Source organism: Maridesulfovibrio sp. FT414 (assembly GCF_050916235.1).
Taxonomy (GTDB): domain Bacteria; phylum Desulfobacterota; class Desulfovibrionia; order Desulfovibrionales; family Desulfovibrionaceae; genus Maridesulfovibrio.
This window is the reverse complement of sequence record NZ_CP104854.1, coordinates 1,455,843-1,475,000: the sequence shown is the minus strand read 5'-3', so window position 1 is coordinate 1,475,000 and position 19,158 is coordinate 1,455,843. Positions and strand designations below refer to the sequence as shown.

Sequence of the window (19,158 nt, the reverse complement as noted above, 5' to 3'; positions counted from 1 at the left end):
GACGCAGAAGGATAGCTCAGCCGGGTGTTGGATGTCCCGGTGTAAGCATGTAGGCTTGAGATACAGGCAAATCCGTATCTCTTCCGGCCGAGATGTGATGCCGTAACTTTACGTTTGAAGTGAGTAATTCCAGACTGCCAAGAAAAGCTTCTAAGTTTAGCACTTATAGACCGTACCGCAAACCAACACAGGTAGTCGGGTCGAGTAGACCAAGGCGCTTGAGAGAACTCTGGTTAAGGAACTCGGCAAAATGATCCCGTAAGTTAGCGAGAAGGGATGCTCTTGAGAGTGATGAGATTTACTTTCTAAGCTTTCGAGAGCCGCAGAGAATCGGGGGGGGCGACTGTTTACTAAAAACATAGGTCTCTGCTAAGTCGTAAGACGATGTATAGGGACTGACGCCTGCCCGGTGCTGGAAGGTTAAAAGGAGGTGTTAGCGCAAGCGAAGCTCCGAATTGAAGCCCCAGTAAACGGCGGCCGTAACTATAACGGTCCTAAGGTAGCGAAATTCCTTGTCGGGTAAGTTCCGACCTGCACGAATGGCGTAACGATCTCCCCACTGTCTCAACCAGAGACTCAGTGAAATTGAATTACCGGTGAAAATGCCGGTTACCCGCGGTAAGACGGAAAGACCCTGTGCACCTTTACTATAGCTTGACATTGGGTTTAGGGCTATCATGTGTAGGATAGGTGGGAGGCTTTGAAGCCGGCACGCCAGTGTCGGTGGAGCCAACCTTGAAATACCACCCTTGATAGTCTTGAATTCTAATCCAACGCCGTTATCCGGCTTGGAGACAGTGTCTGGTGGGTAGTTTGACTGGGGCGGTCGCCTCCCAAAGAGTAACGGAGGCTTGCAAAGGTTCCCTCAGGCTGATTGGAAACCAGCCGTCGAGTGCAAAGGCATAAGGGAGCTTGACTGTAAGACAGACATGTCGAGCAGGAACGAAAGTTGGTCTTAGTGATCCGGTGGTCCCGCATGGAAGGGCCATCGCTCATAGGATAAAAGGTACGCCGGGGATAACAGGCTGATCGCATCCAAGAGTTCACATCGACGATGCGGTTTGGCACCTCGATGTCGGCTCATCACATCCTGGGGCTGAAGCAGGTCCCAAGGGTTCGGCTGTTCGCCGATTAAAGTGGTACGCGAGCTGGGTTTAAAACGTCGTGAGACAGTTTGGTCCCTATCTACCGTGGGCGTAGGAGAATTGAAAAGGGTCTGCCCCTAGTACGAGAGGACCGGGGTGGACGAACCTCTGGTGTTCCTGTTGTCGCGCCAGCGGCATAGCAGGGTAGCTATGTTCGGAAGGGATAACCGCTGAAAGCATCTAAGCGGGAAGCCTGCCTTGAGATTAGTTCTCCCTATGCATCAGCATCTGAAGATTCCAGGTAGACCACCTGGTTGATAGGCCGGAGGTGTAAGTGTGGTGACACATTCAGCTGACCGGTACTAATAAATCGTGCGACTTATCTTTCTTCTCTTCCCTATAACTTTAACCCCACCGGTTAAGGTTATAAGGACCCCTATCTGACATATATTTCGGTTGGATTATCCAACCAACATATTTGTCCTTGCGACCATTGAGGAGAGGTCACACCCGACCCCATTCCGAACTCGGAAGTTAAGCTCTCCATCGCCGATGATACTGCCAGGTAGCTGGTGGGAAAGTAGGTCGTCGCAAGGACTTTTTTGTTTCCAAAAAAGGTCCTTGTCAATTCAAGGGCCTTTTTGTTTGCCTGATTTTTTTGCCCGACCGGATTTTGATAGCCCGTACAATTCATGGAGTTGTGCGGGCTTTTACTGTTTGGGGGGATGGGGGAGAGGCATTTTCTTAATAACCCGCTTCAAATTGGGGATATTATGATGTACCCTTGCAGTGATTCATTTTTAGACCTGAATTCCTACGTAAGGAGTACTTTTTATGAAATTTTCCCGTCGTGAATTTTTAGGTGTCGGGTTAGGGCTTGGAAGTGCAATGGCAATTCCTGACTTCGTTTTAGCTATGAACGAAAACAGTGAGGCGAGAAATCAAAGTGATATAGGCAAAGTTCAGCCGCTAAATGAAATTGATTTATTTGTTAACAAATGCGCGGAAGAGGGCAGAAAATTTAGTTCGGATACCCTTGCTGCTGATAACAATTCCCAATGGGACAGGCTGGTAAACAATTATTTCGATCGGGATAAGTTTTCCTGTGTGTCGGTCAATTCCGCTAACTTGTGTCCTTCTCTGAAACCTGTACAGGGCATGGTGGAACTGGTTCAAGATATGCTCGCGAAAGATATTTCGTTTCCCATGCGTGGTGAATTAGCTGAAGCAAGTCTTGGGTATGGACTTGGCGCAATGAAAAAGTGGTTTGGACTGGAGGATCAAAAATATCAGGCTGATTATCTGATAGCGCTGGTCGCAAACAGTACTCAAGGCAATAACTTTATCAACAATGGGTTGGTTACGTCAGGATTTTTTGACCCGCAGAAAGATAATGTTGTTGTCTGGGATGTGAACCATCCGACAAATTATCAGGCTTGGGAATACCGGAAAGCGACTCAGGGCTGGGCAAAGGATTCGGTAAGAGTTGTACGGACAAAAATGTTTGCAAACAGTGTAACATCATCTGAAGCCGGCAAAGGATGCATGCCGTCTGATCCCATGAATGAAGATGACATTCTCAGGGCGATATTGTCCCTGGTTGATAAAAATACAAAAGTGGTCACCTTGTCATGGCAGTCCAATGAATGCGGTATTCTTCTGCCCATGGAAAGACTTGTTCATGAGCTTCGTAATATCAACAAGGGAATGCATATTCATGCCGACAGTGCCCAGACCTTGGGAGTTTTAGATCTCAGTCTCGGAGATATGGGCGTGGACAGCATTACCGGCAGTTTTCATAAATGGCCCTGCGGACCGAAAATGGTCGGAATGCTTTTCATGAACAACAGGACAGGGGCTGCGGAACGTTTTACACCCAGCATTTGGGGCTATGATGAACATATCATGACTCCGGAGGATTATGGTTTCAAGGCTTCCTCCGGCAAGATAGATCCGAACGCAAAACGGTTTTCGTACCTCGGACAGCAGAATGACGCGACTCTGGTTTCCACATGGATGGCAGCCCTGTTCCACACAGGAAAATTTCATCCGCAGGTTACTCCTGGAAAAATTGAGAAGCGTGTTCATTATCTCGGTTCAAGGGTCAAAGAGGCTCTGTTCCGAAATCTGCCTTCTATTTATGCAGATTTTAAACCCAAACTGGCGTATAAGTGGATATCGACTCCGACCACCAACGACGCTCTGCGCAGTTCGGTCTTTTTATTCAGGACACCTGCCGGGATAAATGCCGGGGACGTTGTCAAAAATGTTTACGAGCAGCACCAGATCGCCATAGCCAATCTGAAGGTGCTGGGGCACGACCTTGTGCGGATCTCACCGACCTTTTGTAATACTGTTGGTGACGTAGAGGACGCAGTCACAGCCACGGTTGATATAATTAAGGCTATGGGTGATGGGAAGTTGGCAAACAATACTGTCCTCCGTGCATATGTTTAAGGATATTGCCGGGGTATTTGAACTGAGTACGGATAGCTGAACGGTCAGAATAATCAAACACCCGCAATGCTGGTAGCACTGCGGGTGTCTTTTTTTGATATTGGGTTATGGGCTATTTCCGTAGAGCTTTATGCAGGAAATTCAGCAAGACACTTCCAGCCTGATTATACGACTCTTTAATCTCTGGATGGAACTGTACCCCATAGCGCATCATGTCCTTGCGTCTGATTGCCTGAATGTAATCTGAGGCCGCGACAATCTCATAATCTTCGGGTAGCGAATATATCGCCCAGCCATGTACTTCCGGGGCAATGAAAGGTTCCGGAGTATTTGCAAAAAGATAATCGTCAATGCGTTTACGTATTCTAGTTCGCTCATCAGGCTTCTGCATGGCTGATATGTCGGACCAGCCCATGGAATGCACACGGGTGTAACCATAAGCAAAAGCGTTCATCTGGCATCCGGCACAGATTCCGAAAATAGGTATTTCGGCTTTCCTGACTATTTCATATTCCCCGTTGTATTCAAACATGGGCAGATTATTGTAGTCGGCATTGTTACCGCTGAGAATTATGGCTTCAGGTTTGTTGGGCAGATTTGTAATAACCTGCATGTTGATTTTCCAGAATGGAACTTGGACTACTTTGACACCCGGGACCAGCTCCTCAATTCTTTGGGTAAGTCTGGTGAAGGTAAAGCCGTTACGCTGATTTCCTATTACCATAATGTATGGATTCTCAGGCACATTGGGTATTTCCGGCTGGGCTTCCGTGAAGAGCATGAGTTCATTAAGGGCCGGGGCATAGCCCGAGTATTTTGTGATCACAAGCCTCCAGAAGCGGGCTTTTTGTTTTGGAATGTCCTGCATGATGCGGTAGGTATCTGATCCGCGTACAGCTCCGCCTTCCACTTTGTCCCAGTTACGGCCGTCGTTGCTTTTTAGCCAGTGAAAGTCAGCCGGCCAGCCGTCCGGATTTCCGAATTCAGCCAGCATCCATATGCGGGAGACCTGTACCGGTCTGCCCAGATCAAGCTCGATCCATTCTTCCTGTGGCCCTGGAGGAGCGGCACGCCATTGGCTGTTCAGTCCTGCATCTGTATAGTCCGTGAGATATTCAGGATTTGACCCGCTCCCGGCTTTCACGGATACTGGAATAATTCTCTGCAACCCGGAATAACGGTCATCACTCTCCGAATCCACGTAAAATCTGCTCACAGCCCATTCGCTGACGCTTCCATTCTGAGTCATCGCCCGAACTCTCCACCACCAGCGGCTTTTGTCCTTCAGTGGAGATTCATCCGGAATCTGCAGGGCGCTGACTTTCCCCTGAACAGGCTTTAAGGCATATTGTCTAAGATCTTTTGAGTCGAATGATTCTGACCGGTCCAGTTCGATCTCATACAATTGGGCTGAAGGACTGTTTTTTTTGAACGAAAGCAGCGGTGATGTCCTGGTTACAACAACATCCATGCTGGGGTTGGTATTCAGGGAAGGTTGAGGAATATCAGCTGCAGCCACGACTGTATAAAGGCAAAACACCATCGCGCAGACAATAAACTTGATCTTCATGGTTCCTCCGGTACTGACGGTTTAACCCGAACTATAACGGAAGGTGTGGGGCGGTGGCAACGATGTTGGCAGATAACGTCTTTATAGTTTGCATTGCTTGGCGTATATGGAGTCTATGAAAAAACTTTTTCTGATAAACTGCCGCCCGCCGATGGTTGAAGCCTTTAAGGGCGCAGGGTGTGATGTACGTACTCTTTGGAGTACGGAGCGCGAGCTGGATGTTCCTGCGTTGCTTGATGAAAATAATTTTATCCCTGATCTTGTGCTTCAGCAGGAGAGTCTTGGCCGCCGGGTTTTTCTGTCAGGACTGGAGAAGCTGGATTGCCTTAAGATTTTCTGGTCTGTTGATACCCATCTCAACATGCACTGGCATGGACTTTACGGGTCCCTATTTGACGGAGTGCTAACCACACAGCAGAAATATATTGCTGCGCTGAATGAACGTTGCCATGCGGAAATCTGCTGGGTCCCGTGGATGGGGGCTCGACCGGGCCCTGAAATTGGAACAGCCTCCGGAGTGGTCCCCTATCGATCCCGCAAGCATGACATCTGCTTTGTGGGCAGGGTTTCCAAAGAGCGCAGGTCGCGGCAGTGGTTTGTCGATTATCTGCGTGGTAATTATGACCTGCACCAGGTGGATGGCCTGAATTACAGCCAGATGATGGAAGAGTATCGCCAGACCCGCATTGTTCCGAATGAGGCTATATTCGGGGAAGTCAATTTTCGCCTCTTCGAAGCGTGTTCCTGCGGTTGTGCAGTGGTGACTCCTGATATTGGCGATGAGCTGGGCAATCTGTTCGAGATTGGCCGTGAGATCGAGGTTTATTCAGATGTCCTTGAGCTGAAAGAAATTCTTGATGCACTGCATCGTGATCCTGTCAGGGCCGCTTCAATGGGACTCGCTGCGTATGAAAGAATTTTGCGTGACCATCTTCCTGCAAACAGGGCTTCGCGGATTCTTGATTTTGCAGGATGCCTTGGCAGACGCAGCGTTTCATCCTCTGAAGCGAAGCTCTACAGAGCTCTTTCCGAAGCCGCACTGGGCGAAGCCGGTGACCCGGTAGTGAATTGGGACGCACTTGTCCGTTCCCTCCTCTCGCTTTCGCCCGGCATGGAGAGGGATTCGGCTTTGATGCGGATTTTCTCCATTAGTGATATGGCAGATCTTTTTTTGAACATTGCGCGCCCATATATGCGGGGCAAGGGCAGTTTCGGAGATTGCTATTTCAACATGTCTGCATCCCTCAGCGCAATGAAGCTTGATCTGTGGGATGTTGCCAAGCATTTCTGGTACGCATGGAAGTCAGCCGATCCAGCCGGAAATACTATGATTCCCGATAGTCCTCTGTCCCTTCTGCTCCTTTGGGGAGATGAATTATCCAAATCCGGAAATTCCATTCGATCAGGTGTGGCCTTCAATGAAAAATCCGGTATTCCGGCCTGTGCAGCCGATTGCTATTTTGCTGCATTGTTTCTTTCTCCAGGAAACCTGGATGTATTCAGAAAGCTTGATTCTGTCTTTTGCGGGGTCAAAGGTGCAGAACCGAGTCGGCTTGGATTCTTATCTCACATTTCTCTGCATAGCCCTGACGATTGGCGTGCCAGTTCGGACGTAGGAATCATAAATTTGAAAGTTTTCAGGATATATGAAGGACTGAAAGAGCTTGAAAATGCCCGCGCTCTGGCTGTCGCGGCTGGACGGGAGCGTTTCTTCAAACGCAAACTTGAAACTGAATTGCCGCAATATTTTAGGTTGGTCTACGGTACCTGATTGTGTTAAGTTTAACCGGACTTGAATATTTAAGATGTTACTTCCCATATTGATTAAGGAGAACGGTCCGGTTATGGCTGGATGTATATTTAACAGGGATGCTTTCTACTCACATTTGGATGATGATAAGGAACTTGCCTCTGAAATTTTAGAGGTATACCTTGTTGACGCACCTGAGCGGCTTGAATCTTTACTCTCCGCTATGGCTGAACAGGATCAGGCCAATGCAGTTAAGTACGCCCATGCACTGAAAGGTATTTCTGCAACTATCCGGGCTGAACGTATGACTGTACTTGCCGAGAAGGTCGAACAAGCTTCGCGCAAAGGAGATCTATGCACGGCCAACTCATTTGTTGCATTGCTCGGAGAGGAATTGGAGCTTGTTCTTGAGTCTGTCAATGAATGCCTTAAGTCCTGATGCTTTCCCTCCTTGCTTGGACTGCAGTTGGACCGGATTGATGCATCCTGCAGGGATTTCTTTTTTCTTAAACCGCTCCCGTTCTTTTCAGAATGTTAACATAAATTTTACTTTTGCTTTAAATTTAAAGGCACAGGACTAGGGTATTGCCGTCTTGTGCTTTCAGTTCATATATAGTTTTAGCGGTTGACATTCATTATCAATTGGGCGAAGCCGCCCGTTAGGCGGTCATCGTTAGTGGAATCAAATCGAATTTTGCTACTAGTGAGTAATCAATAATAGGTGGAGTAAATAATGTTCAAGAATTTGAGGCTTGGATGGAAAATCGGCGGCGGTTTTGTGGTCGTGCTACTTTTGGCTGTTATTGTAGGTGGAGTAGGCTGGTACGGCCTGAACAAAGTCGCAGCGGAAAATTCCCGTACCGCAGTGGTCAGCAAGGCTGTTGTGGATATGTACAATTCCCGCTTGATGGTGCTTTACTATACTTTGCGGGGAACTCCTGAGTATGAAGATAAATTTCAGAACTCCATCCAGGAAGTAGGACGTAACCTGTCTGCCAATGAGAATCAGTTCAGTGGCCATGGGTTGGAACAGGTCAAGAAGGTGGCCGGCGGAGCAGCTGCGTACGAAAAAAGTTTCAAGGCTTACGCAGGATATGAAAAAGAGAAAAATGAAGCCATAAAAGCCTGCGTTTCTGCAGCCGACGCTTTGAATAGGGCCGTTTCCAAAATGGATGAAACTGGGGCAGAATCCGTACGGAATAATTTTACTGCGGACAGCACAGGTGCAGGCGGGTTGGAAGCTTTTGAGGCCTACACTACTTTGGTTGAGATAGACCGAAAGTTCAGAGGCGCCCGTATGCATGGAAATACCTATCTGCGCACCGGGCAGGCAGACAGCCTGAGTGGTGTGCGCAATGAACTGAAAGGTCTCCTTAGTCTGTGCAGGGAGCTTAAACATAGCAAGTGGGTTTCGGAAGCTTCCGGTTGGAATGTGGATGAGCTTGAAAAAGCTACTGAAGATTATCTTGAAGGCTTTAACCGCATTGCTGAAAAGACCGATATTCAGGCTGTGGAATTGAAAAAAATGGCGGTTGTCGGCGTTGATGCCCTTGAGCTCAGCGAGAAAATCATGGCTGAGCAGCAGGTTGCAGCCAATGAGGTGATGTCGTTTTCTTTCTATCTCATAATGGGCGGCTTGGCTCTGGCTCTCCTGTGCGGAGCGGTGATTTCAATTGCCGTGACACGTGCGATAACAGGACCGGTGGGAAAGGGCGTTGCTTTTGCTGAAGATATGTCCCGCGGTGATTTTACCCGTACTTTGGATATTGATCAGCGTGACGAGATCGGTGTTCTTGCGGCTGCCCTCAATGAAATGGTTCGCCGTCTTTCTACGGTCGTTGCCGAGGTCGGCAGTTCTTCCGAGAACGTGGCATCTGGAAGTGAGGAGCTTTCAGCCACAGCAGAAAGTCTTTCGCAGGCATCTACCGAGCAGGCCGCCAACGTGGAAGAGGTTTCCGCTTCCATGGAGGAAATGACAGCCAATATCCGCCAGAATGCTGAAAATGCCCATCAGACTGAGCAGATTGCCCTGCAGGCATCGGCACGGGCAGAGCAGAGCGGTGACGCGGTTATCAGGGCTGTTGATGCCATGAAGAATATTGCCGAGAAGATTTCCATTATTGAAGAGATTGCCCGTCAGACAAACCTGCTGGCTCTTAACGCTGCCATTGAAGCGGCCCGAGCCGGTGAGCATGGAAAAGGATTCGCTGTTGTTGCCGCAGAGGTAAGAAAACTTGCAGAGCGGAGCGGAGCAGCTGCCGGTGAGATCGGAGAGCTTTCTTCCGGTACTGTCGGTGTGGCTGAAAAGGCAGGTGAAATGCTTAAGCAGCTTGTTCCCGACATCAGAAAGACGGCTGAACTGGTGCAGGAGATCGCAGCCGGCAGCAGTGAGCAGCTTTCAGGTGCGGAGCAGATCAACAAGGCTGTTCAGCAGCTTGATCAGGTTACACAGCAGAATGCTTCCGCATCGGAAGAAATGGCCTCCACATCCGAGGAACTTTCCAGTCAGGCCGAGCAGTTGCAGCAGGTTATGAGTTTCTTCAGAGTGCGCGGTCAGGCACCGGCACGGCTAAGAGCCCTTCCTGAACCCCGGCGTGTGAAAAAGCCGGTGAGCCGTCCCACACACAGTACCCCTGCTCCAAGGTCCAGTGAGGCTGGTGTTTCCCTTGATCTCGGTAATGATTATTCTGACGGTGATTTTGAAAAATTCTGATAAACTCTGGCTCAAAGTACCGTTTTAGATTATATTGAGCCGAGGATGCAGAAATGAAGCCTTAGATTATATAAAAAGGCAGGTGGTAAGGATGAGCGTTGAAATGAATAGTACGACCAACCAGTATCTGACTTTTACCCTGAACAAGGATATTTATGCTCTTGATATATCCAGTGTCAGGGAAGTGTTGGAACTGACTCCCATTACCCGTATACCCAGAACTCCCAAGTTCATGCGCGGGGTCATCAATCTTAGGGGACATGCCGTTCCGGTCGTTGATATGCGGCTGAAATTCGGTATGAGCAGGACCGAGGACACCATTAATACCTGTATCATAATTGTAGAGGTTGTCTTTGATGGTGAAAGTACGGTCATGGGTGCTCTTGCCGATTCAGTTCGGGAGGTTATTGAACTTACCGAGAATATGATTGAGGAGCCTCCTCGGATGGGCACCACGATAAAAACAGATTTTATTCGGGGTATGGGTAAGCAGGATGATGACTTTGTAATCATTCTGGACATCAACAAAATCCTTTCTGTTGAAGAGCTTGCCATGCTTAAGACTGTCCAGCAGGATTCAGCACCTGCAGAGGCGATACCCGATGCAGGAGCTTCGCAGGGGATGACTCTCAATCTTTAGCGAGACAGTATTCAGGAATTTTGTCCCATTGTTGTCGCAAGGGTAGAACTACGATGTGCCGCCGTCTGAACAGGACGGCGGCTTTTTTTGATACATTGCTCAGTCTTGCTCTTATATTGGATTTATTTATGCTTTTGCAGCGGGTTAACCTTATTTTGTAGTGTTATAATCGCTTTTGTTGATTTGGGCCTGGCTAAAATGTCTTAAAAAAGTGATAAATGCTTGAAAATAGTTTTGCGCTTAAATACAGTTTTCATAGGCATGAATCATGTAGTCAAGTGTTGTTTGTATTAATAATTTAATTCGGGCACGGTAGATGAACGCTTTATATCCGGCTGTCTTATCCGGAGGATGTGCTGCGGCTGCTTTTGCAGCAGGATTTCTCCTTGATATAAATATACCTGCAGCTGTTGCTGTCGGAGTCTTGGGTGTGGCCGGAGTCTGCTATGTTGTTGTTTCTTCTGCAGCCGGTCGGCAGCTTATGGGTGATCCCCGGCTGGAGCAGGCGCTGTCTACCTGTCTTGCCGCGGCAGGTACAGGATATTACAGGACCGATCTGTCAGGGCAAATGGTCTATCATGCGAAGGTAGATAACTTCTGGACTGCCGGGCGGGTAAAAGGCCTGCCTCTTGACTGGGAACAGATTTTCGCAGGCAGAGCTGAAAAGCTGGCGGCAGGCGGGGAGCTTTTTGAAGCGCTCTGTGCGGACAAAAAAGAGTGCAGCTTTGAAACAGAAGTTGAGATCTGCGATGGCAGCAGGTTCATTTTTGCCCACACGGTTACTTTGATTCTGGACGAAAAGGGCAGGCCTGCCGGCTGTGTCGGAACTGTTCAGGATATTACCGAGCTTGAGTCGTTACGCCGGGAAAAAGGCTACCTTGATTCGGTGATGAACGGCTCAACAGATTCTGTTTTCATTCAGGATTTTCAGGGAAATTTCCTTAAGGTCAATGATGTATTTGCAAATTATGCAGGGGCATCAAGGCCGGAAGCCTGTGTAGGACTGGGGCTGCACAATTTCTTGTCACCACAGGTGGCAGACAAGGTTTTGCAGGATATTTCTGCTGTTGCCGAAGATCGGGGAAGTCTAGGGTTGCGGATTCCGGTTGTGGACAGCCGGGGAAATAAGATCCGTTTCGATCTTCGGCACTGTCTGCACCGCAACAGTATGGGAGAGCCTGAAGCTATTATCGGCTATGCTCGTGAACTGGATCTTTCCCGGGATGAAGGTGAGCGTTGCCGAAAAGTCGACCCCGCGCTGCTGGAGTCTCTTTCCCATGAGCTTCGTACTCCTGTTGCCGGAATGATCGGGAGCCTGCAGGTCCTTGAGGGGGAAGAACTGTCTGCTTCGGCCAGAGAATTTGTAGGCAAATGCATCCTTTCGGCACAGCGGCTTAAAAAGACGGTGAACAGCATCCTGCAGGAGTTTTCGGGAGAGCGTAAGGATGTGATCGACCATGGACACGGAACGGATGCCTGTTCGGATGTTTCAGAAGGTTCTTCCGGTCTGGGACTGAATATCCTTCTTGCTGAAGACGACATGAGCAGTCAGGTGTTCATGCGCCGGACTCTTGAGCTATGGGGGTGTAATGTCCGCACAGCTAGCAATGGAAGTGAAGTCCTTAAATATCTTGCCGAGCAGGAATGCGATCTCGTCCTTATGGACATTCAGATGCCAGAGATGAGCGGTTATGAAGCCATTGCCGGAATCCGGGCATTGGGCACACCCGTTGCGAATCTGCCCATAATCGTCATGAGTGCTTATGGGGAGGACAGCGATCGCAAAAAAATGGATGAACTCGGTGTGACCGAGTTCATCGCCAAGCCGGTGCGGGTCGAAACCCTCAAGGCTGCCATGGAGCGCATTTTCAACTCTGACAGCAGATTTATCTGACAAGTACATTGCTTATATAATAAGCAACCCCGTCCTCAAGCATTTGAACCGCCAGCAGAATCAGTATCAGGCCCATCAGTCTTTCACAGGCACGCAGGCCCCTTTTCCCTAAAATGCGGGCAAGGGTAGGGCCGGTCATCATGATGCCGAAGGCCGCAAGCCAGGACAGCAGGACTCCGCTGAGAACCGTAAGGTCAGCATCTCCCCTTGAACCGTAGACCATGACCGCAGCCAGCAGCGACGGACCTGCAAAGAGCGGGACTGCTATGGGGACTATGAACGGGTCTTTTTCCGTTTCCGAGGTACTGCTTTCCGGTTTCGGGAAGATCATCTTCATGGAGATGATGAACAGGATTACGCCACCCGCAATGCGCAGGGTGGACTGGTGGATGTTAAGAACCTTCATCAGTCCGGCACCAAGATACATGAACAGGATGATTATCCCCAGTGCAAAGAGAAGCTCACGCAGCAGTATCCTGCGCTGCCGTTGCGGAGAAAAATCCTTGAGCATGGACAGGCATACCGGGAGGTTTCCAAGCGGGTCCATGATCAGGAAAAGCGGGAAGGCAATTTCAAATACTCCGGTCATCAGCTATTTCTCCGTTCCACCGGCCTGGCCGTAGGTTGAAAATTTCTCAATGACCCGTTCCATTTCATCGTCCGGAACAATTACCGGTTTTCCCGCCGAAAGGGCCTGTACGTATATCCGTGCGACCAGTTCCAGCTCCTCGGCGGCGTCAAAGGCATTGCCAATGCCCCGTCCCACGGTGATAAGGCCATGATTGGACAACAGGACGGCGTTGTAGTTTCCGATGGTTTCCTCCACATTTCTGGCCAGCTCAGAGGTTCCGAATGTGGCGTAAGGAGCAAGGGGAACTTTTTTGCCCGCAAAACCCACAAGGTAATGGATAGCCGGCAGCTCCATATTCATACAGGCCACTGTGGTGGCGTAGACAGAGTGCGTGTGGACAACAGCATTTACATCGTCCCTCTTTCTGTAAAGCACCGAATGAAAGCCGTGTTCGCTGGAAGGTTTTCTTGCAGAGTCCACGACCTGTCCATCGAGGTCCATAATGACGACATCTTCGGGAGTTGCCTCCAGATAGTGCAGTCCGCTGGCGCTGATGGCCATAAGGCCTTTCTCCCTGTTTAGGATGCTAAGGTTGCCTCCGGTGCCGGTCGTAAGTCCTGCTGCCAGCAGTTTCTTACCGTATTCAACAACCAGGTTGCGTTCTGTTTCTAGCAGCATTGTATTCTCAACTGATTATGTGTTTCAGGTCTTCTTAAAAACTGTGCCGGATCTGTTTCAAGGCTTACTTCATTATGACGGTTTGGCTTTGCCTGCTTTGAAACTGAACAGCATTTTGGGTCATTAACAGGATTTAACATTCAGGTTTAACTTGAATGCTGTCTCCGGTTCAGCAGAAGGTCTGCGCCCCGAACATCAGGCTGTAAGCCGGTCAGAATCTAGCGCTTGTCCAGGGCTCGGAGTGCCTCTATCCGTTTCAGCACCGGGGGGTGGCTGTATTCCAGCCATACATAAAACGGATGCGGAGTGAGATTGGACAGGTTGCTTACAGACAGTCTCTTCAGCCCAGAGATAAGGGCTTCGGGATTGCCGGTGGTCTCGGCAGCAAAACTGTCGGCTTCGTATTCATGTTTACGTGAGCGGATATTGCTGAAAATTGAAATAACAAGTGAAACAGGGGTGTAAAGCAGGGCAAAAAATATGAGTCCTGCGTAGATGGATATGTGGTCCATGCCGAAGGCTGCGAAAAGCTCCCTGTTTCCGAGGAAGAAGGACATGATAAGGAATACCGCCCCGGTATTTAGAATGCTCATGGTCATCATCTTGCGGATGTGGCCCAGCTTGCTGTGTCCGATTTCGTGGGCCAGAACTGCAACAATTTCATCTGATGACAGGGAGTTCACCAGTGTATCAAAGAGGGCGATACGTTTTTTTTGTCCGAACCCGGTGAAATAGGCATTGGCCTTTGTGGAGCGCTTGGAACCGTCGATCATGAATATACCGTTGAGTTCGAATCCGTTTTCGCTGGCGAAATGCTCAATTTTATCCTTCAATTCACCGTCTTCAAGAGGGGTGAATTTGTTGAATAGCGGCAGAATCCATGCCGGGGCGATGTATTGAATTGCGAGGGTTATCAGGACGGTGAAAATCCAGCACCACAGCCAGGCCATACTTCCTGTTGCACTGAAAAAGAGCAGCACGCCGCTGAGAATCACGCCGCCGATGATTCCTCCCAGCAGGTAGCCTTTGAGTTTGTCGATGACAAACGTTTTCAGGTCGGTTTTGTTGAACCCGAATTTCTCTTCAAGCACAAAGGTATGGTAAAGGGAAAAAGGAAGGGAAACCAGATCGCTCAGTACAGCCAATCCGGCAAAGAAGATGAGTCCTGTGCCGATTTCACCGAAGTCGAAACCGCGGGCCCAGTTGTCCAGAGAGTTGAATCCGCCCAGAAGGATGAACAGAATTGTGACAGCTGTACTGAACATTCCCGAGATATTTTCGAATCCTGTGCCAGCTCTGGTGTAGTCCTGAGCCCTGCGGTACTCTTCAGAGTCAAAAATACCTTCAAATTCCCGGGGAAGAACAGGGGAAAGAGCCCGGCGGTTGAGCTGGCGGGCGATCATGCCGAGAATAAAGGCTCCGGCGAGTGAAAAAACGATTATGAATAGATATATGTTCATTTGCAGCACTCATTCAATTGTTAATGTTTGTCAGGGCAAAACAGATAGTTACCCGGCGAAACTACCTTCTGCAATCTTTGCAGTCAATGGGAGCCGGGTGCAGCTGTCCGTATGCCCGAAAAGGTGGGATCTGTCTGACCTTGACAATGTGTGATATAGTGTAAAGAATCATATATTATATTTAAGGAACGGGAAGTTTTTTCGGGACATATTCTGCTCTCGATGACGGTTTGAAGTTTTGAACGGTTTGCTTTAACGGGTTAATCTGGTATGATCAAATATGGTTTGAAATCTCAGCCTCAACACGGCCTGACAGCTTATTAAAATAAAAATGCAGTGAGTTAACGTAAGGTTAAATCCTGATTATTACAGGGAGAGTCTTTTTAGTATGAGTTCACCCAAGACCATCAAGGAAAATATCGCCCGCGCCAAGTCTTATGGACAGCGTAAGGATTATCTGCGCTGCCTGCATGCCTTGAGCCTATCCCTTGATGATCTGGCGGAAAGTCAGGTTTTCGGGCGGGAAAAATTCGAGATCGGAATTCTTGTTGACGAGGTCATCAGGCAACTGCTGGGAATGGAAGAGCTGCAGAAGGTTCTGCCCCGCACTCTCAAATATACCAAAGGACAGGAAAAGAAACTGGCGGCATTGCTGCTCAAGATTCATAATACCATTAAGGATGCCTTTGAAAAAGCCGCTGTCGAAAAGATCAGGAAGCAGAAAAATCAGATAGATAAGTACGTGCTTACAGGGCAGAAGTTTCTGGCAGAAAAAAACGTCAAGGAAGCAAAAAAATATTTCCGTAAGATAACCGATGCCTTTCCCGAGGAACGCGGTCTGCTGCAGGATGTGGGGAGCAGGCTGGTCAAGTCCGGTTTTCCGGCTGATGGAGTCGAATATCTTGAAAGGGCCATTACCCTCACTCCCGGCGATAGCCGACCATATATTTCGCTTCTATTGGCCTGGGAGCTTATGGCCGAGCACGACAAGGCCCTTGAGGTGATCAAGGATATTTCAAGGCGTTTTGGAGCAAATGAAAGTATTTATGTCCGGCAGTCCAAATTGTTTCTTGCCAAGCGCATGTATACAGAGGCTTATGACGCAGCCGCAGCGGTACTGAAGATCAACCCTCTCAACCGTGAAGCCAAGAAAATTTCCGACAAGTTGGGGCCTAAGGTCTTTGGGCGTAATTACAAGCCCGGGCAGACAACAGCGGATGTCTCGAAGGCCAAGGCGCAGAGCAAGAAACCCAAGGCTTCTGTCTCCCTCAATCTGGATGGCTCAGGTGAAAGCAAGGAAAAAGATACGTCAAAAAAAGAACCGGCCAAACGTCCCCCGGCAAAAACCATTAAGCTAGATTTCTGATTTTTTCAGCATGCAAGTAAAAATCCCCGGCAACCTGAAGGCTGCCGGGGATTGTCTTTTCGGTCGCATTGGGCCGATGGACTGCGGGGGAATGACTAGTACATTCCGCCCATGCCGCCCATGCCACCCATTCCACCCATGCCGCCCATGCCGCCGGGCATGCCTGCGGGCATTGCGGGAGCCTTTTCGGGCTTTTCAGCAATTGCGCATTCGGTGGTCAGCAGGAGGCCTGCTACGGAAGCAGCGTTCTGGATAGCGATGCGGGTAACCTTTTTGGGGTCGATAACACCGGCCTTGATAAGGTCTTCGTATTCGCCAATGGCAGCGTTGAAGCCGTTGCCGTCTTTTGCTTCCTTGACTTTTTCAACAACGATGGAGCCTTCGAGACCTGCGTTGCCGGCGATCTGACGAAGAGGCTCTTCGATGGCGCGACGGATGATGTCGATACCAGCAGATTCGTCATCGTCGGAAGCGGTTACGCCGTCCAGTGCGGGAATGCAGCGGATAAGTGCGGTTCCGCCACCGGGGACGATACCTTCTTCAACAGCAGCGCGGGTAGCGTTGAGAGCATCTTCCACGCGAGCTTTCTTTTCTTTCATTTCGGTTTCAGTTGCAGCGCCTACGTTGATTACGGCTACACCGCCAACGATTTTGGCCAGACGTTCCTGAAGCTTTTCACGGTCGTAGTCGGAAGTGGAAAGTTCGATTTCGTTGCGGATCTGGCCTACGCGGGCTTTGATCACTTCGCCGTCGCCAGCGCCGTCAACGAGGGTGGTGTTTTCCTTGTCGATTACAACGCGTTTTGCGGAACCGAGGTCAGCCAGGGTAACGCCTTCAAGCTGCAGGCCGATGTCGTCGGAAACAACGGAACCGCCGGTGAGGGCAGCGATGTCTGCGAGCATGGCTTTGCGACGGTCGCCGAAACCGGGAGCCTTGACAGCAACAACATTGAGTGTGCCGCGCAGTTTGTTGACTACTAGGGTTGCCAGTGCTTCGCCTTCGATGTCTTCAGCAACGATAACAAGGGGTTTGCCCATCTTGGCAACCTGTTCCAGCACAGGAAGGAGTTCCTTCATGTTGGTTACTTTCTTTTCGCTGATGAGGATCAGGGGCTCGTCCATCTCGCAGATCATTTTTTCTGCGTTGGTTACGAAATAGGGGGAGAGGTAGCCGCGGTCGAACTGCATACCTTCAACAACGTCGAGGGTGGTGTCGAGGCCTTTGGCTTCTTCAACGGTGATTACACCTTCTTTGCCGACCTTGTTCATGGCTTCGGCAATGATGTTGCCGATGGTGATGTCGTTGTTGGCGGAGATGGTACCGACCTGTGCGATTTCTTTCTGGTCGCGGGTGGGCTTGGCAAGGGTTTCGAGGTGATCGATAACAGCTTCTACAGCCTTGTCGATACCGCGTTTGATAGCCATGGGGTTACGGCCTGCAGCAACAAGCTTTACGCCTTCGGAGAAGATGGCCTGTGCCAGAATGGTGGCTGTGGTGGTACCGTCACCGGCGATGTCGGAGGTCTTGGAAGCTACTTCTTTGACCATCTGGGCGCCCATGTTTTCAAACTTGTCCTTGAGTTCGATTTCCTTGGCAACGGATACGCCGTCCTTGGTGATAACCGGGGAGCCGAAGGATTTGTCCATGACAACGTTGCGGCCTTTGGGTCCGAGGGTTACTTTTACTGCGTTGGCAAGTTTGTCTACGCCTGTTTTAAGTTTTTCACGCGCCTTAGCGTCGAAAAGAATCTGTTTAGCCATTTGGTGTTATCTCCTTAAAAAAGATATGATCTGTGAAAATTCAGGTTCTGACCTAAAACCCTGTTATTCGACAACAGCAAGTATGTCGTCTTCGCGCATGATCAGGTGATCTACACCGTCAATGCTGATTTCAGTGCCTGCGTATTTTGCGAAAAGAACTGCATCGCCTTCTTTAATTCCCATGGCGATTCTGGAACCGTCGTCATCAAGCTTGCCGGGGCCGGCTGCGATGACTTCACCTTTCAAGGGCTTTTCTTTGGCTGAGTCAGGAATAATGATTCCGCCAACAGTTTTTTCTTCCACTTCAAGGCGTCTGACCAGAACACGGTCATTAAGCGGCTTAAGTTTCATGTGTTGTCCTCCGATAACATATTTCAATAACTTTATTTTGTAAGGCGCACGGCCTTGATTTCCGCAAGAGGTCCGGCGTGAGGTCTTTGAGTATACAGAATCCGGCCAAACGGATTGACTGAAATTAAGACATAATCAAAAACTGTCAACCGCACCGCGAATTTTTTTTGAAATTCATTTTGTCTTTCAGGGCAGGTCCTTTGCAATGAAGACTACCCGTCCGAGAGTATCCCATCCTACTGATTCGTCACTCAGTTCCAGACTGATGCTGGGCTGCCGCAGGTCGGAATTGTCTGAGACAAGTATTATCTTTCCTGGCTCCTTGGCAATCCGGCGCACGATTACTTCCCGGTCAATACGCATGGCATATATGCGTCCCTCATACAGTTCCTTTTGCGAGAGGTCGACAATGATTGAATCACCGTCTTCAATGCGCGGGCTCATGGCGTTGCCTGTGACAGTGACCAGCCTCATGCTTTCCGGATTTCCTTTCCTGGCAACCCAGTCCTCGCTGAAGGCGAGCACTCCAGCGCTCTCTTCTCTGGGGCTGAGCTCTTTCCCTGTATTGTCCGGTCTGGCCAGAGCCTCCGGAATGGCTTTGAATGATCCTTGTGATGGTTCTTTGGTAGCATCCGGGAAAATAATTTTTGCCCCGATTTCGTCAAGTACCCTGGCCACTACCTGAATGTGTTTTCCCCTTTCCTGCCTTATGTATCTGATGATCTGGTTTGGAGCCACCCCGCAGGCTTTAGCCAGTTGTGTAGGATTGGAGTATTTTTTCCCCGGCCCAATTACTCCCTTCAAACCTTCAACCATGTCCTGATAAAAGTTCATATGTCCTCCTTGGGAGATCAGCAGTACAC

14 protein-coding genes and 2 rRNA genes (1 of these 16 cut by a window edge) are annotated in these 19,158 nt (G+C 49.4%); 9 read left to right on the top strand and 7 right to left on the bottom strand.

All coding sequences use genetic code 11. From position 1 onward, the window contains the following. The 3 genes from N7E73_RS06520 to N7E73_RS06510 form a co-directional block, all read left to right on the top strand. Positions 1–1,472, top strand: a 23S ribosomal RNA gene (locus N7E73_RS06520) (it extends 1,461 nt beyond the left edge of the window). Positions 1,473–1,567: 95 nt separating this feature from the next. After that, a 5S ribosomal RNA gene (rrf, locus tag N7E73_RS06515) occupies positions 1,568–1,682 on the top strand. Positions 1,683–1,919: 237 nt separating this feature from the next. Then, a complete protein-coding gene (locus N7E73_RS06510) occupies positions 1,920–3,542 on the top strand; it encodes an aminotransferase class V-fold PLP-dependent enzyme (RefSeq protein ID WP_432738232.1) in 1,623 nt (540 codons plus the stop codon). Positions 3,543–3,654: 112 nt separating this feature from the next. On the opposite strand, the gene N7E73_RS06505 is transcribed toward N7E73_RS06510, so the two are convergent. Beyond that, the gene (locus N7E73_RS06505; protein WP_432738231.1) at positions 3,655–5,112 is read right to left on the bottom strand and encodes a glutamine amidotransferase-related protein; all 1,458 of its coding nucleotides are present in this window, start codon (positions 5,110–5,112) and stop codon (positions 3,655–3,657) included. 115 nt (positions 5,113–5,227) lie between these two features. On the opposite strand from N7E73_RS06505, the gene N7E73_RS06500 reads away from it, so the two are divergent. The 5 genes from N7E73_RS06500 (at position 5,228) to N7E73_RS06480 (ending at position 12,109) form a co-directional block, all read left to right on the top strand. Further along, positions 5,228–6,883 (top strand): glycosyltransferase family protein, encoded by a 1,656-nt coding sequence (locus N7E73_RS06500; protein WP_432738230.1) that lies wholly within the window; start codon positions 5,228–5,230, stop codon positions 6,881–6,883. Between the two features lie 73 nt (positions 6,884–6,956). Continuing rightward, complete coding sequence (locus N7E73_RS06495) at positions 6,957–7,301, top strand: Hpt domain-containing protein (RefSeq protein WP_432738228.1); 345 nt, start codon at positions 6,957–6,959, stop codon at positions 7,299–7,301. A 294-nt stretch (positions 7,302–7,595) separates the two neighbouring features. Next, positions 7,596–9,575, top strand: coding sequence for a methyl-accepting chemotaxis protein (locus tag N7E73_RS06490; RefSeq protein ID WP_432738227.1), 1,980 nt, complete (start codon positions 7,596–7,598; stop codon positions 9,573–9,575). A 91-nt stretch (positions 9,576–9,666) separates the two neighbouring features. Then, positions 9,667–10,215 carry a chemotaxis protein CheW gene (locus tag N7E73_RS06485; RefSeq protein WP_432738226.1) on the top strand — a complete coding sequence of 183 codons (549 nt, stop codon included), beginning with the start codon at positions 9,667–9,669 and terminating at the stop codon, positions 10,213–10,215. Positions 10,216–10,531: 316 nt separating this feature from the next. Then, the gene (locus tag N7E73_RS06480) at positions 10,532–12,109 is read left to right on the top strand and encodes a response regulator (protein ID WP_432738225.1); all 1,578 of its coding nucleotides are present in this window, start codon (positions 10,532–10,534) and stop codon (positions 12,107–12,109) included. On the opposite strand, the gene N7E73_RS06475 is transcribed toward N7E73_RS06480, so the two are convergent. The 3 genes from N7E73_RS06475 to N7E73_RS06465 form a co-directional block, all read right to left on the bottom strand. Continuing rightward, positions 12,102–12,698 (bottom strand): MarC family protein, encoded by a 597-nt coding sequence (locus tag N7E73_RS06475; protein ID WP_432738224.1) that lies wholly within the window; start codon positions 12,696–12,698, stop codon positions 12,102–12,104. The genes N7E73_RS06480 and N7E73_RS06475 overlap by 8 nt on opposite strands. A 3-nt stretch (positions 12,699–12,701) precedes the next feature. Next, positions 12,702–13,358, bottom strand: coding sequence for an L-fuculose-phosphate aldolase (locus N7E73_RS06470; protein ID WP_432738223.1), 657 nt, complete (start codon positions 13,356–13,358; stop codon positions 12,702–12,704). 218 nt (positions 13,359–13,576) lie between these two features. Then, the gene (locus N7E73_RS06465; protein ID WP_432738222.1) at positions 13,577–14,818 is read right to left on the bottom strand and encodes a M48 family metallopeptidase; all 1,242 of its coding nucleotides are present in this window, start codon (positions 14,816–14,818) and stop codon (positions 13,577–13,579) included. 388 nt (positions 14,819–15,206) lie between these two features. Here N7E73_RS06465 and N7E73_RS06460 point away from each other — a divergent pair, with 388 nt between their 5' ends. Continuing rightward, positions 15,207–16,184: a tetratricopeptide repeat protein gene (locus N7E73_RS06460; RefSeq protein WP_432738221.1), complete on the top strand. Its 978-nt coding sequence runs from the start codon at positions 15,207–15,209 to the stop codon at positions 16,182–16,184. A gap of 95 nt (positions 16,185–16,279) precedes the next feature. Here the strand turns inward: N7E73_RS06460 and groL are convergent, their stop codons facing one another. The 3 genes from groL to N7E73_RS06445 form a co-directional block, all read right to left on the bottom strand. Further along, positions 16,280–17,944 (bottom strand): chaperonin GroEL, encoded by a 1,665-nt coding sequence (gene groL / locus N7E73_RS06455; protein WP_432738220.1) that lies wholly within the window; start codon positions 17,942–17,944, stop codon positions 16,280–16,282. A 63-nt stretch (positions 17,945–18,007) separates the two neighbouring features. Next, complete coding sequence (groES, locus tag N7E73_RS06450; RefSeq protein WP_432738219.1) at positions 18,008–18,295, bottom strand: co-chaperone GroES; 288 nt, start codon at positions 18,293–18,295, stop codon at positions 18,008–18,010. Between the two features lie 186 nt (positions 18,296–18,481). After that, positions 18,482–19,129: a S24 family peptidase gene (locus N7E73_RS06445; RefSeq protein ID WP_432738218.1), complete on the bottom strand. Its 648-nt coding sequence runs from the start codon at positions 19,127–19,129 to the stop codon at positions 18,482–18,484. Between the last annotated feature and the right edge of the window lie 29 nt (positions 19,130–19,158).

Coding starts and splice junctions, on each gene's coding strand:
- N7E73_RS06510 (WP_432738232.1), top strand. CDS start 1,920: ATGAAATTTTCCCGTCGTGAATTTTTAGGTGTCGGGTTAGGGCTTGGA.
- N7E73_RS06505 (WP_432738231.1), bottom strand. CDS start 5,112: ATGAAGATCAAGTTTATTGTCTGCGCGATGGTGTTTTGCCTTTATACA.
- N7E73_RS06500 (WP_432738230.1), top strand. CDS start 5,228: ATGAAAAAACTTTTTCTGATAAACTGCCGCCCGCCGATGGTTGAAGCC.
- N7E73_RS06495 (WP_432738228.1), top strand. CDS start 6,957: ATGGCTGGATGTATATTTAACAGGGATGCTTTCTACTCACATTTGGAT.
- N7E73_RS06490 (WP_432738227.1), top strand. CDS start 7,596: ATGTTCAAGAATTTGAGGCTTGGATGGAAAATCGGCGGCGGTTTTGTG.
- N7E73_RS06485 (WP_432738226.1), top strand. CDS start 9,667: ATGAGCGTTGAAATGAATAGTACGACCAACCAGTATCTGACTTTTACC.
- N7E73_RS06480 (WP_432738225.1), top strand. CDS start 10,532: ATGAACGCTTTATATCCGGCTGTCTTATCCGGAGGATGTGCTGCGGCT.
- N7E73_RS06475 (WP_432738224.1), bottom strand. CDS start 12,698: ATGACCGGAGTATTTGAAATTGCCTTCCCGCTTTTCCTGATCATGGAC.
- N7E73_RS06470 (WP_432738223.1), bottom strand. CDS start 13,358: ATGCTGCTAGAAACAGAACGCAACCTGGTTGTTGAATACGGTAAGAAA.
- N7E73_RS06465 (WP_432738222.1), bottom strand. CDS start 14,818: ATGAACATATATCTATTCATAATCGTTTTTTCACTCGCCGGAGCCTTT.
- N7E73_RS06460 (WP_432738221.1), top strand. CDS start 15,207: ATGAGTTCACCCAAGACCATCAAGGAAAATATCGCCCGCGCCAAGTCT.
- groL (WP_432738220.1), bottom strand. CDS start 17,944: ATGGCTAAACAGATTCTTTTCGACGCTAAGGCGCGTGAAAAACTTAAA.
- groES (WP_432738219.1), bottom strand. CDS start 18,295: ATGAAACTTAAGCCGCTTAATGACCGTGTTCTGGTCAGACGCCTTGAA.
- N7E73_RS06445 (WP_432738218.1), bottom strand. CDS start 19,129: ATGAACTTTTATCAGGACATGGTTGAAGGTTTGAAGGGAGTAATTGGG.